The 14,531-nt window shown below is 74.7% G+C and carries 9 protein-coding genes; 4 read left to right on the top strand and 5 right to left on the bottom strand.

Annotation, left to right across the window (positions count from 1 at the left end; genetic code table 11):
* Positions 1-5: 5 nt before the first annotated feature.
* Positions 6-2,447 carry an EAL domain-containing protein gene (locus ABIH81_RS01525; RefSeq protein ID WP_349878664.1) on the bottom strand — a complete coding sequence of 814 codons (2,442 nt, stop codon included), beginning with the start codon at positions 2,445-2,447 and terminating at the stop codon, positions 6-8.
* Positions 2,448-2,905: 458 nt separating this feature from the next.
* Between ABIH81_RS01525 and ABIH81_RS01530 the strand changes: the two genes are divergently transcribed.
* Positions 2,906-3,298 carry a PH domain-containing protein gene (locus ABIH81_RS01530; protein WP_349878665.1) on the top strand — a complete coding sequence of 131 codons (393 nt, stop codon included), beginning with the start codon at positions 2,906-2,908 and terminating at the stop codon, positions 3,296-3,298.
* Here ABIH81_RS01530 and ABIH81_RS01535 read toward each other — a convergent pair.
* On the bottom strand, positions 3,292-4,218 hold the full coding sequence (locus tag ABIH81_RS01535) for a 2-hydroxyacid dehydrogenase (protein WP_349878666.1): 927 nt from the start codon (positions 4,216-4,218) through the stop codon (positions 3,292-3,294). The two genes, ABIH81_RS01530 and ABIH81_RS01535, sit on opposite strands and share 7 nt — an antisense overlap.
* A gap of 142 nt (positions 4,219-4,360) precedes the next feature.
* Between ABIH81_RS01535 and ABIH81_RS01540 the strand changes: the two genes are divergently transcribed.
* The 3 genes from ABIH81_RS01540 to ABIH81_RS01550 all read left to right on the top strand — a co-directional run bounded on the left by ABIH81_RS01540 (position 4,361) and on the right by ABIH81_RS01550 (position 9,070).
* Positions 4,361-6,166 (top strand): SpoIIE family protein phosphatase, encoded by a 1,806-nt coding sequence (locus ABIH81_RS01540; RefSeq protein ID WP_349878667.1) that lies wholly within the window; start codon positions 4,361-4,363, stop codon positions 6,164-6,166.
* A 61-nt stretch (positions 6,167-6,227) separates the two neighbouring features.
* The gene (locus ABIH81_RS01545) at positions 6,228-7,403 is read left to right on the top strand and encodes a PQQ-dependent sugar dehydrogenase (RefSeq protein WP_349878668.1); all 1,176 of its coding nucleotides are present in this window, start codon (positions 6,228-6,230) and stop codon (positions 7,401-7,403) included.
* A 53-nt stretch (positions 7,404-7,456) separates the two neighbouring features.
* Complete coding sequence (locus ABIH81_RS01550; RefSeq protein WP_349878669.1) at positions 7,457-9,070, top strand: metallophosphoesterase; 1,614 nt, start codon at positions 7,457-7,459, stop codon at positions 9,068-9,070.
* A gap of 155 nt (positions 9,071-9,225) precedes the next feature.
* Here ABIH81_RS01550 and ABIH81_RS01555 read toward each other — a convergent pair whose 3' ends face one another.
* From ABIH81_RS01555 to ABIH81_RS01565, 3 genes are all read right to left on the bottom strand, one after another.
* Positions 9,226-11,583, bottom strand: coding sequence for a pyruvate dehydrogenase (locus tag ABIH81_RS01555; RefSeq protein WP_349878670.1), 2,358 nt, complete (start codon positions 11,581-11,583; stop codon positions 9,226-9,228).
* Positions 11,584-11,699: 116 nt separating this feature from the next.
* Positions 11,700-13,193: an Asp-tRNA(Asn)/Glu-tRNA(Gln) amidotransferase subunit GatB gene (gene gatB, locus ABIH81_RS01560; RefSeq protein WP_349878671.1), complete on the bottom strand. Its 1,494-nt coding sequence runs from the start codon at positions 13,191-13,193 to the stop codon at positions 11,700-11,702.
* Between the two features lie 121 nt (positions 13,194-13,314).
* Positions 13,315-14,469, bottom strand: a complete 1,155-nt coding sequence (locus tag ABIH81_RS01565; RefSeq protein WP_349878672.1) for a putative Ig domain-containing protein — start codon at positions 14,467-14,469, stop codon at positions 13,315-13,317.
* Positions 14,470-14,531: the final 62 nt, after the last annotated feature.

Here is a 14,531-nt window from a genome sequence, read left to right on the forward strand (position 1 = left end):
TCAGCTCACCGAGCGGTGGACGGGTACTCCTCGAACCACGCCTCGACCCGCTCGGCGGTCGCCGGCCGGGCCAGCGCGAAGCCCTGGCCGTACCGGCAGCCGGCCCGCCGCGCGCCCGCCACCTGCACCTCCGACTCCAGCTCCTCGACCACCAGCTCCACGCCGAGCCGGTCGGCCAGGTTCGCCACCACGTCGATCAGCGGACGCTGACCGTCCCCGCCCGGACCGACCAGGTGCGGCCCCACCTTGAGCAGGTCGATCGGCAGCCGGCGGAGCTGCGCGAGCGAGGCGTGCTCGGCCCGGAAGTCGTCGAGCGCGATCCGCACGCCGATCGACCGCAAGCCGGCCAGCCGGGCCACCACAGTGGCCGGCTCCGCGCCCACCACCGGCTCGGCCACCTCCACCACCAGCCGTTCCGGCGCCACGTCGTACGCGGCCAGCGCGGTCGCGGTACGCGCCACGAAGTCCGGCGCGGCCAGCTCGCGCGGCGTCACGTTGACCGCCATCCACAGCTCACGGCCGCCCTCCGACCACGCGGCGAGCTGCCGGCAGGCCCGGTCCAGCACCCACCGCCCGATCTCGCCGGTCAGGTCGAGGTCGGCCGCCACCGGCAGCAACTCCGCCGGGAGCACGGTGCCCAGCGCCGGGCTGCGCCAGCGCAGCAACGCCTCCGTACCCACCGGCGTCCGGTCGGCGAGCGCCACCACCGGCTGGTAGACCAGGTCCAGCTCACCGCGCGCCACCGCGCCGGGCAGTTCCCGCTCCAGATCCAGGCGCCGGACCAGTTGCTCCTCCAGGTAGGCGTCGTACCACTCGACCCGGTCCCGGCCGAGCTGCACCGCCCGGCGGCGGGCCAGGTCCGCCTGGCGCAGCACGTCCTCCGGATCGCCGCCGCTGGTCTCGGCCAGCCCGACGCTCACCCCCAGCCGGGCGACGCCACCGGGCCGGGGGTACGGCTCGGCCAGCGCCGCCAGCAGCCGCAGGCCGAGCGCGTACGCGAGCACCGGGCCGGCGTCGGTGAGGACCGCGTACCCGGTGTCGCCGAGCCGGGCCACCAGATCGTGCGTCTCGGAGCCCGCCCGCAGCCGGCGGCCGGCCTCGGTGAGCACCGGTCCCTCCGGCACCGCGCCACCGACCCCGTGCAGGTCGACGACGAGCAGGGCCCCACCACTGCGTTCCGCCATCGCCCGGACCAGATCCGCACGCGTCAGCGGCACGGGCCCGGCCGCCCGGACGTCCGGTCCGAGCCGGCGCCGCAACCACGCCTCGCGGGCCGCGAGCCGTTGCACCCGGCGGCGCTGGTCGGCGGCGGCGAGCAGCTCACCCACCATGATCGGCGGAATGACGGCCAGGCCCAGCGCCATCGCGGCGGTGCTGAACTCCCCCGCCGTACCCAGGTGGATCCCGGCGGCCAGCGCGGCGATCCCGGCCGGCGCGGTGAGCCGGGGCCAGGCGGCCGGCGCCACGTCCCGGCCCGGCCGCTCACCGCCCGAGGTACGCCGGGCACCGGCGGCGGTGAGCAGCGCCCCGGCCACCAGCGGCGCCGCGACGAGCGGCAGCGCCCGATCCGCCGCGTCGCAGGCCAGCAGCACCACGAGCAGCGTCAGCCCGCCGAGCGTCAGGGCCGCACCGGCATGGCAGCGCGCGGCACCCGGCCGGCGGCGGCGTTCGGCGACGGCCGCCACCGCGAGCACGGCGAGCACCACAGCGCCGCCCGCCGCGGCGATCCCGGCGACGGCCGGGACCGGGCCGCCCGGCAGCAGCATCCAGCCCGCGAAGACCAGGCTGACGCCGAGTGCGAGCACGTCGACGGTACGGCGCACCAGCTCCGGACCGGACAGCCGGGAGCGGCCGGGCAGGCGCAGCAGGGCCGTCACGTGCAGCGCCCCGGTGAGGCACAGCCCGGCCAGCGCGATCGGCAGCCGGTGGGCGGCGTCGCTCAGCGGCAGCACCGCGACGGTGAGCCCGGCGACCAGGACGGCGCTGTCGAGGATGGCGGCGACCCGGCGGGACAGGGCGGCCCGGCGCGCCCGCCGCCCGGTCGCCGATGTGCCATGCGCCAGGGCGTTGTCCACCGCCTCGCCGACGTGCCACCGGAACGTGACAGCCGGCTGCGGTCCGGGTTCGGCGGCTCGTCGTCCGGGCTCCGCGTGCCTACCGCGTTCCGAAGCCGGCCGCCCGGACTCGGCGGTAACGCCGTCCGGCACGGGATCACCCGCCGGCGCGGTGCGGCCGGCCGACGCGGGCCGACCGGCCGACGCGACGGGATCCGTCGGCGCGGGGCGACCGTTGGCTGCGGGACGGTCGGTCGGTGCGGCTCCGGCCAGCCAGGCGAGCCGGACGCAGGCGAGGGCGAAGCCGCCGGCGACGGCGAGCGCGGCGGCTGCGGGACCGGGCAGGGCACCGGCGACGCCGGTGAGGAGGAAGGCCGCGCCGGTGAGCGACACGGCGGCATCGGGCAGGACCGATCGCCGACGGGGAGCGGCGGGAGGTGGGACGGGCACGGCGGTCGCCTTCGTGAGGGGGCACGGGGGCGGTGCGGTTGCGGTACGCGGTACGACGTGCGGGATCGGGGCGGACGGGACGCATCGGCGGGGACCGCTGCGGCCACGCCTAGAAACGATCCCGGAAGCGCCCGGTGACGTCACCGCACCAGTGACGTCCATCACATCAACAGACGTCACAGCGACGAACTCCGTTCAAGATCGACGCCGCCATGCCCGCGCCCTCTCCCGGGGAGATCTTGGTACCGAACCGCCCTGGGAGGGGCGGAGCCGTACCAAGATCTCGGCGGGCAGCGGGAGTGGCGGGCAGCGGGAGGGCGGGGGTGGGGGTGGGGGTGGGGGGGGTGGGGGTGGGGACGCCCGCGGGGTGGCGTGAACTGGCCGGATGGGATCATCGGGGGGTGAGCCGCGCCGATACCGTCCGCTTCCGTCACAACCAGGCCATCCTGGTCGCCGCGATCGTCGCCTTCGTCGGCGCGCTGCCCCTGGCCTCCGCCCGCTGGTGGCTGCTCTGGGTGCTGCTCGTGCCGCTCGCCGTCGCGGTCTGGGCGTGGCGGGCCGGCACCGACGCCGACGCCCGGGAGCTGCGGCTGCGGGCGCTCGCCGGGCAGCGCCGGGTGCCGTGGAACCGGGTCGCCGAACTCGCCGGTGACCCCCGGGGCCGGGCCGTCGCCCGGCTCGACGACGGCGAGGTCGTGGTGCTGCCGGCGGTACGCGCCACCGAACTGCCCCGGCTGGTCGCCGTCACCGGGCAGGAGCTGCCAGGCACCGGCAGCGCCGCCGGCGATCAGTAGCCGTCGACCACCCGGTTCGTCAGCTCCTCCCCGGCCACGTACCGGCGCAACTGCTCACCCACCAGGCGGTACGCGCGGGGCAGCAGCCCGCGTACCGAGCCGGCGACGTGTGGAGTGAGCAGCACGTTCGGCAGCTCCCACAGGGGATGGTCGGCGGGCAGCGGTTCCGGGTCGGTGACGTCCATCGCCGCGCGCAGGCGGCCCGAGGACAGCTCGGCGACCAGCGCCGAGGTGCGGGCCACCGGCCCCCGGGCCGCGTTGACGAGCAGCGCGCCGTCCGGCATCGCGGCGAGGAAACGTTCGTCGACCATGCCCCGGGTCTGCTCGGTCAGCGGCACCAGCAGCACCACCACGTCCGCCTCGGGCAGCAGCGCGGGCAGCTCGTCCACCCCGTGCACGCCCTGGCCGGGGCGCGGCGTCCGGGCCACGAGCGTGAAGCTCACCTCGAACGGGGCGAGCCGGTCGCGTACCGCGGTGCCGATCGAGCCGGTGCCGACGATCAGCACCCGCTTGCCGGCCAGCTCGTCGGTGGGCGCCACCTCGTCGTACGCCCACTCGCGCCGCGCCTGCGCCCGGGCCAGCGGCGCGAACCCGCGCAGCGAGGCGAGGATCGCGGCGACCACCCATTCGGCGGTGGGCGAGTCGTGCACGCCCCGGGCGTCGCAGAGCGTCACGCCGTCGGGGATCCGTCCCACCCAGGCGTCCGCCCCGGCGGAGAGCAGTTGCACCACCTCGACGTCGGGCAGCTCGGCCAGGAGCGCGCCGGCGTCCGGGCCGGACAGGAACGGCGGCACCCAGAACCGCACCCCGGCCGGGGACGACGGAGGCCGCCGCGGGTCGTCCAGCAGCTCCACGGTGACGCCGGGCGGCAGCTCGCCGAGCAACCGGCGGCCCTCCGGGTGCGGGATCCATGCCTTCACGACCGCCGACGATATCGGCCCCGGCCGGCGGGCGCGGCGTGACCCGTGACGAACACCGCGCGAGGCATGCGGTGACAGCCCGGCGGGGTATAACCGAGAGCGGGACGCCGGTCGGGTGTTCCGCTTGCTGAGGGCGGTGGCGATGAGCGAGGACGGCCGGGGACGGGTGTCCGTGCCGATTCCGGCGCTCGCCGACCCCGACCGGTTGCGCTCACTCGGCGAGACGCGGCTCGACGCCGTACCCGACGAGGCGTTCGACAGGTTCGCGCGGCTGGTCGGCGACCTGCTGGACGTGCCTGTCGCGCTCGTCTCCCTGGTGGACGCCGACCGTCAGTTCTTCCCCGGCGCGACCGGGCTGCCGGAGCCGTGGGCGGCCCGCCGGGAGACGCCGCTGAGCCACTCGTTCTGCCAGCACGTCGTCGACATCGAGGTGCCGCTGGTGCTGCCCGACGCCCGCCTCTACCCCCGGGTGCGCCTCAACCTGGCCATCGAGGATCTGGGCGTGGTGGCGTACGCGGGCATGCCGCTGACCGACCTGGACGGGCGGGTGCTCGGCTCGCTGTGCGCGATCGACAGCAAGCCCCGGGCCTGGACGAAGGAGCAGCTGCGTACGCTCGCCGACCTGGCCGCCGCGTGCTCCTCGGAACTGCGGCTGCGCATCGCGGTCCGCGGCGCCGAGCAGGCCCGCCGCCGCACGGAGGAGGCGCACGACCGGCTCGCCATGCTGGCCGGGATGAGCGAGATGCTCGGCGGCACACTCGACGTGGCCACTGCCGTCGACCGGCTCGGGCACGCGATGGTGCCGCTGCTCGCCGACTGGTGCCTGATCACGCTCGTCGACCCGGCCGGCCGGCCGCGCACCGTCACCGGCGTACACCGGGACGCCGAGCACGAGGCCGACCTGGCCCGCTTCGCCGAGCTGCTGACCACCGGGCTCGGCGCGGAGTCGCAGATCCGGTCGGTGCTGCGTACCGGACGGCCGGCGGTGCGCGCCGTGGCCGGCCTGGACGACGTGGCGCGCGGCACCACGCACCCGGAGCTGGTGCCGCTCGCCGAACGGCTCGGCGTCGGTTCCCACCTGACCGTGCCGATCACCGCCGCCGGGGACCGGGTCATCGGAGCCGTCACGCTGGTCAACCGTCCGGGGCGGCGCGGTTTCGACGCGAGCGACCTGCGCACCGCGCAGGACATCGGGGTACGCGCCGGCCAGGCGGTCGGCAACAGCCGCCTCTACGGCGAGCAGCGCCACGTCGCCGAGGTGCTCCAGCACAGCATGCTGCCCACCCTGCCGGCCGTGCCGGGGATCGAGCTGGCCGCCCGCTACCTGCCGGCCGCCGACCGGGTGGAGGTGGGCGGCGACTGGTACGACGCCTTCGTCCAGCCCGACGGCGAACTGATCGCCGCGATCGGCGACGTCGCCGGGCACGACATCGAGGCGGCGGCCACCATGGGCCAGTTGCGCAACCTGGTGCGGGGCAACGCGTACGGGCGGGACGATCCGGTGGAGGACCTGGTGGCCCACCTCGACCGGGCCATGGGCGGGCTGCGGGTGCCCACTGTCGCCACCGCCGTGCTGGCCCGGGTCCGCCCGGCCGACGGCGGGCTGCGCGTCTCCTGGTGCAATGCGGGACATCCGCCGCCGTTGCTGATCCGCGCCGACGGCACGGTCTCGGTGGCGGACGGTCGCGGGCCGCTGCTCGGCCTGGCCCGGCCGCCCCGGCGCACCGGCCGGGCGCTGGCCCTCGCGCCCGGCGACACGCTGCTGCTGCACACCGACGGGCTGATCGAGCGCCGGGACCAGCCGATCGACGAGGGGCAGGCCGACCTGCTCGCCCACCTCCGCGCCGGCGGGCCGGGCGTACCGCTGGACCTGCTCTGCGACCGGCTGCTCGCCGCCGCGCACCAGTGGGAGGACGACGTCGCCCTGCTCGCGCTGCGGGCCGGCTGAACCGGCACCTCCCCCGCGCGGCACGCCCGGTTCGCCGGTCCGCCCGGCTAGGCTCGGGCAGGTGAGCCCGCGTCTTGCGTACCCCCGTGTCAGCCGCCTCCGGGCGGCGCTGGCGGCGTCCTGCGCGACGCTGCTGCTGGGCGCCGCCGGCTGCGCCCTCGGCGAGCCCGAGCCGGACCCGGCCGGCGCGCCGCCCAACCTGCCGACACCGTCCGGCACCGCGAGTCCCGGCGGGGCCGGCCGGCAGGTGGTGGCCACCGTGCTGGCCAAGGGGCTGGAGGTGCCGTGGGGCATCGCGTTCCTGCCCGACGGCGGGGCGCTGGTGACCGAGCGGGACAAGGGACGGATCCTCCAGGTCGGCCCGGAGTCCGGCCCGGACGGGCTGGCCGTCCGGCCGGTGCAGACCGTGCCGGACGTGGCCGCCGGCGGGGAGGGCGGCCTGCTCGGCATCGCGGTCTCCCCCGCGTACGCCCGGGACCGCACGGTCTTCGTCTACTACACGGCCGAGGACGACAACCGGATCGCGAAGATGCAGCTCGGGCAGGCGCCGAAGCCGATCCTGACCGGCATCCCGAAGTCGAGCACGCACAACGGCGGTGGGCTGGGCTTCGGTCCGGACGGCCACCTCTACGCGAGCACCGGGGACGCCGGGCGCACCGAGAGCGCCCAGGACGCCAAGAGTCTCGGCGGCAAGATCCTGCGGATCACGCCGGACGGCAAACCGGCGCCGGGCAACCCCACCGCCGGGTCGCCGGTCTGGTCGACCGGTCACCGCAACGTCCAGGGCTTCGCCTGGACGGCGGACAAGAAGATGTACGCGGTGGAGTTCGGCCAGAACACCTGGGACGAGATCAACCAGATCGACAAGGGCGGCAACTACGGCTGGCCGCGGGTCGAGGGGCGCGGCGACGACAGGCGCTACGTGAACCCGATCACGCAGTGGCCCACCGGTGACGCCTCCTGTTCCGGCCTGGCGGCTGCGGACCGTCTGCTCGTCGCCGCCTGCCTGCGCGGCCAGCGGCTGTGGCTGGTGGAGCTGGCCGGCAACGGCGCCGTCCTCGGTCAGCCCCGCGACCTGCTCACCGGCCGGTACGGTCGGCTACGGGCCGCCGCGGCGGCGCCGGACGGCTCGCTCTGGGTGAGCACCTCGAACCGCGACGGGCGGGGTACGCCCACCGCCGAGGACGACCGCATCCTGCGGCTCGTCTTCGCCGACGGGGGCGCCGGCCGGAGCTGATCCGGCCCAACGGGTTTGCCAAGATCGCTCAAGGGGCAGGTCAAGATCTCAGCATGGACGGCCACGAGAACGAGCAGCACCGCACCGGGGACGAGACGTCTCCGGAGCGCGGGCGCGCCCGCCGCTGGACGGCGTGGCGGCCCGGCCACCGGCTGCGGCGGCTGGGTGTCGTGCTGGCTCTGCTCGCGGTCACGCTCGGCGGCATCGTGGTCGGCACGTACGCGGGCGGCCACGTCGGCACCGACATCGGCCCGTTCCGGGCCGAGCTGAAGCTCAGCCCGTCGCTCAGCGGCGGCACCACCGTCGACATCCCGCCGCTGGGCGCGCTGCTGCTGGACAGCCACGACGGCCCGGCGTACCTGACCGTCGAGGTGGGCTCGCTGGACCAGGGGCGCACCGAGGCGCTCATCGACGACCCGGCCAGCATCAGCCGGGCCAGCCAGTCGGCGGTCCAGGACGTCCGCGACGGCGTGATGCGGCTCGGGCTGCGTACGCTCGCCTCGACCGTGCTGGCCACGCTGCTGCTGGCGGCGCTCGTCTTCCGGGACGTCCGGCGTACCGCCTGGGCCGGCGGCCTGGCGCTGGTCGTGACCGCCGGCAGCCTCGGTGTCGCCGCGAGCACCCTGCGCCCGCAGGCGATCGAGGAGCCACGGTACGAGGGCCTGCTGGTCAACGCGCCGGCGATCGTCGGTGACGCGCGGCGGATCGCGAACGACTACACCAAGTACGCCGAGCAGCTCCAGCGGCTGGTCGGCAACGTCAGCAAGCTCTACACGACGGTCTCCGCCCTGCCGGTGGTGCAGCCGTCGCCGGGCACCACTCGGGTGCTGCACGTGTCGGACATCCACCTCAACCCGACCGGGTGGCAGCTGATCCGCACCGTGGTCGAGCAGTTCGGCATCGACGTGGTGATCGACACCGGCGACATGACCGACTGGGGCAGCGAGCCGGAGGCGTCGTTCGTCGGCTCGATCGGCCTGCTCAAGAAGCCGTACGTGTTCATCCGCGGCAACCACGACTCGCCGCGCACGGCCGCCGCCGTGGCGCAGCAGCCGAACGCGATCGTGCTGAACAATTCGGTCACGACAGTGGGCGGGCTGACCATCGCCGGCATCGGCGACCCCCGCTTCACCCCGGACAAGGAGACCTCACCGGCCGGCAGCGGCCTCACCTCGGCCGTCGCCGACCAGGTGATCGGCACCGGCGAGAAGCTCGCCGCCACGATCGAGAAGTCGCCGCGCAAGGTCGACATCGCGCTCGTCCACGACCCCGCCTCGGCCGGCCCGCTCTCCGGCGCCTGTCCGCTGGTGCTCTCCGGGCACACCCACTCGCGGCAGGTGTCGAAGCTGCCGCAGGTCGAGGGCAAGCAGCCGACCACGCTGATGGTGCAGGGTTCCACCGGCGGGGCCGGGCTGCGCGGCCTGGAGGGCGAGAAGCCGACCCCGCTGACCATGACGGTGCTCTACTTCGACCAGCAGAAGCTGCTCCAGGCGTACGACGACATCACCGTGGGCGGCACCGGGCAGTCGCAGGTCAACCTGGAACGGCACGTCATCCGCGACCCGGCCAAGGGGGACCAGGTGCCGGTCACCCCGACGCCGACCCGCGGCCCCTCCCAGTCGCCGTCACCGGGTACGACGACGCTGAGCCCCACCCCCACGAGCTGACCGTCCCGGTTTTCTCGCCTTCCCTCGCGGTCAGGCCCGGCGCGCCGAGCGGCTGAGGCGCGCACGGAGGCCAGACCTCACCGCGCGGGGCCCGGGGCCGCCCGGGATGTCCGGCCGGCCCCGTGGCGCGGTGCGGTCAGCGCGACGGAGGCGCCTCAGCGCAGCGCGATCGCGGCCAGCGCGGCGTTGACGATGCTGCCGGGCAGCAGGTCGTGCAGCTCGTACAGGTCCCGGACGCTGCCGGACTGACCGAACTCGTCCACGCCGAGCGGCACCGCCGGGGCGCCGACCGCCGAGCCCAGCCAGGCCATCGCGTGCGAGGCCGCGTCGTGCACGGTGACCACCGGCACCCGGTCGGCGAAGGCCGACCGCAGCGCGCCGGGCACGCTCGGCACGGTCGCGGTCCGCACGCCCTGGCGCAGCGTCCGCTGCCACGCCCGGTAGAGACGGTCCAGGCTGGTCACGTCGACCACGTGCGCGGCCACGCCCTCCTCCGCCAGCTCCGCGGCGGCCGCGAGCACCTCCGGCAGCACCGCGCCGGAGGCGGCGAGCTGCACGACCGGGGCGTCCGCCAGATCGGGGTACGCCTGGTGCGCGTCGACGAGCCGGTACGCGCCGGCCACCACCTGCCGCCGCAGCACGGCGTCCCCGAGCCGCGCCCGGGCCGCCTCGAACGGCGCCTGGTCGATCGGCCGGGTGCTGAGCCGGAAGTAGTACGCCCCGTCCTCGGCCGGCGCGGCGGTCGCGGCGGGTGCGGAGCCGCCGGCGATCTGCCCGAGCGCGTCACAGAGCAGCCAGTCGAGGCTGCCGGCGTACGCGGGCTCCAGGAACGTCACCCCCGGCAGCTCCAGGCCGACCGACGCGGTGATGGTGGACTGGTGTGCCCCGCCCTCGGGAGCCAGCGTGATGCCGGACGGGGTGCCGGCCACCACGAACCGGGAGCCGGAGTACGTGCCGTAGAGGAACGCGTCGAGACCGCGCAGCACGAAGGGGTCGTAGACGGTGCCCACCGGCAGCAGCGGCTGGCCCGACAGATCCCACGACAGGCCGAGCTGCCCCAGCAGCAGGAACAGGTTCATCTCCGAGATGCCCAGCTCGATGTGCTGCCCGGCGGGGCTCTCGGTCCAGCGCAGCATCCGGTCCTCGGTCCAGGAACGCTGCTCGGTCGGGGCGAAGACCCCCGTCTTGTTGATGAACCCGGCCAGGTTCGTCGAGGTCGCCACGTCCGGCGCGGTGGTCACCAGGTAGGGCGCCACCTGCGGATCGCGGACCAGGTCGACGAGCACCCGGCCGAAGACCTCCTGGGTGGAGACCGGCTTGTTCGCCCGTACCCTCGTGGTTTCCGGGACGGTGACGCCCAGCGCCCGCTCGCGCGGCGCGCGGGACAGCGCCTCCCGGCGCTCGCCGGCCCGGATGCCGGCCGGGGACGCCGGGTCGAGGCGCTCCCACTCGGTCTCCGGGGTCAGGCCGTGCGCGGCGCGCAGCGCGTCGACCTGCTCGGTGGTGAGCAGCGCCGAGTGGTTGCGCGGGTTGCCGGCGATCGGCAGGCCCCAGCCCTTGACCGTGTACGCGAAGACGACGCTGGGCCGGTCGGTGACCGCGTCGCACTGGGCGTACGCGTCGAGCATGGCCTGCGCGTCGTGCCCGCCCAGGTCGGTGACGAGCGGGCCCAGCTCGTCGTCGGCGATGTCGGCGACGAAGGCGGCCACCTCGGCCGGCGCGCCGTCCAGGAACTGTTTGCGCAGCGCCGGGCCGGCCAGCCCGAACAGCGACTGGTACTGCTCGTTGGGCATCCGGTCGATCCAGTCGCGCAGCGCCGCGCCGCCCGGCCGGGCGTACGCCTCGGCGAGCCGACGGCCGTACTTGACCTCCACGACGTGCCAGCCGGCCGCCTCGAACTGGCCGCGCCACTGGTTGATCCGGATGCCGGGTACGACCCGGTCCAGCGACTGGCGGTTGAAGTCGACGAGCCACATCACGTTGCCGAGCCCGGTGGTGGCCGGGTCGGCGACCGCCTCCCAGATGTTGCCCTCGTCCAGCTCGGCGTCACCGATGATGGCGACGAACCGGGAGTGCGGGCGCGGGCCGAAGTGCGCGTCGACGTAGCGGCGGGTGACGGCGGCGAACAGCGGCGCGGCGGCGCCCAGGCCGACCGAGCCGGTCGAGAAGTCCACCTCGTCCGGGTCCTTGGTCCGCGACGGGTACGACTGGAGCCCGCCGCGCGCCCGCAGCTTCGGCAGGTACGACTTGTCGAGGTTGCCGAGCAGGTACTGGATCGCGTGGAACACCGGCGAGGCGTGCGGCTTCACCGCGACCCGGTCCTCGGCGTCCAGGTGGTGGAACCAGAGCGCGGTCATCGCGGTGACCAGGGAGGCGCTGGACGCCTGGTGGCCGCCGACCTTCACCCCGTCACCGGTGTCGCGGTCGTGGTTGGCCGCGTCGACGATGCGGGTGGCGAGCCAGAGCACCCGGCGCTGGATCTCGTCGAGGACGTCGAGGTCGTGCTGGTTCACGGTGACTCCATCCGGGCGTCGCCGTTGACGCCCTGTCCGGGGAGGGGTGGCGAGGCGTTAGGAAGGGCCCCTTCCCATGCACCAGGCGTTAAGAAGGGGCCCTTCCTTACGACACGTCAGGCGCCGAGGCGCGCCAGGATCAGCTCGCGGACGGTCTTCGCGTCCGCCTGGCCGCGGGTGGTCTTCATGACCGCGCCGACGAGCGCGCCGGCCGCCGCGACCTTGCCGCTACGGATCTTGTCGGCGACGTCCGGGTTGGCGGCGATCGCCTCGTCCACGGCCGCGGTGAGCGCGCCGGTGTCCGAGACGACCTCCAGGTTGCGGTTGGTCATGATCTCGGTCGGCGAGCCCTCGCCGGCCACCACGCCCTCCAGCACGGTACGGGCCAGCTTGTCGTTGAGCTTGCCCGCGTCGACCAGTCCCTGGAGCTCGGCGACCTGGGCCGGGGTGGCGCCCACGTCGGCCAGCTCCACGCCGGTCTCGTTGGCGCGGCGGGACAGCTCGCCCAGCCACCACTTGCGGGCGGCGGAAGGGGTGGCGCCGGCGGCCACCGTCGCCTCGATCAGCTCGACCGCGCCGGCGTTGACCACCGACTGCATGTCGAGGTCGGACAGGCCCCACTCCTGCTGGATCCGCTTGCGGCGCAGCCGCGGCAACTCCGGCAGGGCGGCCTTCAGCTCGGCCACCCACGCGGTGTCCGGGGCGAGCGGCACCAGGTCCGGCTCCGGGAAGTACCGGTAGTCGGTGGCGGTCTCCTTGGACCGGCCCGGCGTGGTGTCGCCGGTGTCCTCGTGGAAGTGCCGGGTCTCCTGGGTGATCCGGCCGCCCGCCTCCAGCACCGACGCCTGGCGCAGCATCTCCGAGCGCACCGCCCGCTCGACCGAGCGCAGCGAGTTGACGTTCTTGGTCTCGGTACGGGTGCCCCACTCCTCGCCCGGCCGGTTCAGCGACGTGTTGACGTCGCAGCGCAGCGAGCCCTCCTCCATCCGCACGTCGGAGACGCCGAGCGAGCGGATCACGTCACGCAGCTCGGTGACGTACGCGCGGGCGACCTCGGGCGCGAGCGCGCCGGTGCCGGGGATGGGCCTGGTGACGATCTCGACGAGCGGGATGCCGGCCCGGTTGTAGTCGACGAGCGACTCGGTGGCGCCGTGGATGCGGCCGGTGGCGCCGCCGACGTGCAGCGTCTTGCCGGTGTCCTCCTCCAGGTGCACCCGCTCGATGCCGATGCGCACCAGCTCGCCGTTGACCTCGACGTCCAGGTAGCCGTCGAAGCACAGCGGCTCGTCGTACTGGCTGATCTGGAAGTTCTTCGGCATGTCCGGGTAGAAGTAGTTCTTCCGGGCGAACCGGCACCACTCGGCGATCGAGCAGTTCAGCGCCAGCCCGATCCGGATGGTCGCCTCGATGGCGGCCTTGTTCGCCACCGGCAGCGAGCCGGGCAGGCCGAGGCAGACCGGGCAGACCCGGGTGTTCGGCTCGCCGCCGAAGTCGGTCGGGCAGCCGCACCACATCTTGGTGTTCGTGCCCAGCTCGACGTGGGTCTCCAGGCCGATCACCGGTTCGAAGCGCGCGACGACCTCGTCGTACGCGGGCAGTGTCGTCGTCATCTGAGCTCCAGGCGCGATCCGGACAGAACCGTTCCAGCCTAATCGGCTGGCCCGGCCACCCCGCTGCCGGGCTTCGAGATCAACGCCCGGGCCCGGCACGACGACCGGGCCCGGCCGGACGTCACTCGGGTGCGGTGAAGCTGCGCCGACGGTTGTAGGCCAGCACGAGCAGGATGCCGCCGACGGAGAAGGCCACGACGCTCAGCAGCAGCAGCACGAGCGGCGAGCCCGGTCCGGTGATCGGCAGCCACGCGCCACTCACCTTCGACGGCGAGGGCGTCGGCTGGGGCGCCGCGGGGCTGCTCTCCGACGGCGTAACGGCCGGATCGCCCGGCGTCGGCGTCGCCGTCGGATCGGCCGGGGCGGGCGTGGCCGCCGGGTCGGCCGGGGTCGCCGTGGGGGTGGTCGGGGTCCGGGCGGCGACGGTCAGCGACACCTGCTTCGTGGCGCTGGTGCTGTATCCCTTCGCCGTGACGGTGAAGGTGAACGTGCCGGCGCTGCTCGGGGTGCCGCTGAACAGGCCCTCCTCGTCGAGGGTGAGACCGCCCGGCGGGGCTCCCGCGGTCAGGGCGAACGCGATGTCCGAGTCACCGTCGGCGGTGAACCGGAAGGAGTAGGGCTTACCGACAGTCGCGGCGGGCGGTTCGCCGGAGGTGAACGTGGTCGCCGCCTCGGCGACGACGACTGTGGCGTTCTGCTCGTCGAAGCGGTCGTTCTTGTCGGTCATCCGCAGCGTGAACGCGTACGTGCCAGGCGTGGTCGGCGCGCCCCCGAGCGACGTCCCCACCACGAGCAGCCCCGGCGGCAGAGCGCCCGAGGTCACCGACAACCGGTACGGCTCGGTGCCACCTGTGGCCTCGACGGTGTGGATGCTGTACACCCGGCCGAGGTACATGGGCGACCGGGGCTTGCCCGACGTGATGACGACCTTCTGTTCGCGTACCTCGACGGCCGCCGTCTGCTCGTCGAAGACCTCGTTCTGGTCGGTCATCCGCAACGTGAAGGTGTACGTGCCAGGCGTCGTGGGGGCGCCCCCGAGCGACGTCCCCACCACGAGCATCCCCGGCGGCAGACCGCCCGACACCACCGACAACCGGTACGGCCCGGTGCCGCCGGTCGCCTCGACGGTGTGGATCGCGTAGACCTGCCCGATGTACATGACCGGCCGGGGCTTGCCCGACGTGATGGTGACGGTCTCCGTGGCGGCGGTGGCCGGTTGCGCGGTGGCGGGTTGCGCGACGCCCAGCAGCAACGCGGCAGCCATCGTCAGGGCCATGACCGGGCGAAGTGTCCCCATCGCACATCCAGCTCTCGGTCGGAACCGCTCGCGTCCGCCAG

The organism is Micromonospora sp. HUAS YX12 (assembly GCF_040215685.1).
Lineage (GTDB): Bacteria > Actinomycetota > Actinomycetes > Mycobacteriales > Micromonosporaceae > Micromonospora > Micromonospora tulbaghiae.

Coding starts and splice junctions, on each gene's coding strand:
- gatB (WP_349878671.1), bottom strand. CDS start 13,193: ATGACGACGACACTGCCCGCGTACGACGAGGTCGTCGCGCGCTTCGAA.
- ABIH81_RS01550 (WP_349878669.1), top strand. CDS start 7,457: ATGGACGGCCACGAGAACGAGCAGCACCGCACCGGGGACGAGACGTCT.
- ABIH81_RS01540 (WP_349878667.1), top strand. CDS start 4,361: ATGAGCGAGGACGGCCGGGGACGGGTGTCCGTGCCGATTCCGGCGCTC.
- ABIH81_RS01565 (WP_349878672.1), bottom strand. CDS start 14,469: ATGGCCCTGACGATGGCTGCCGCGTTGCTGCTGGGCGTCGCGCAACCC.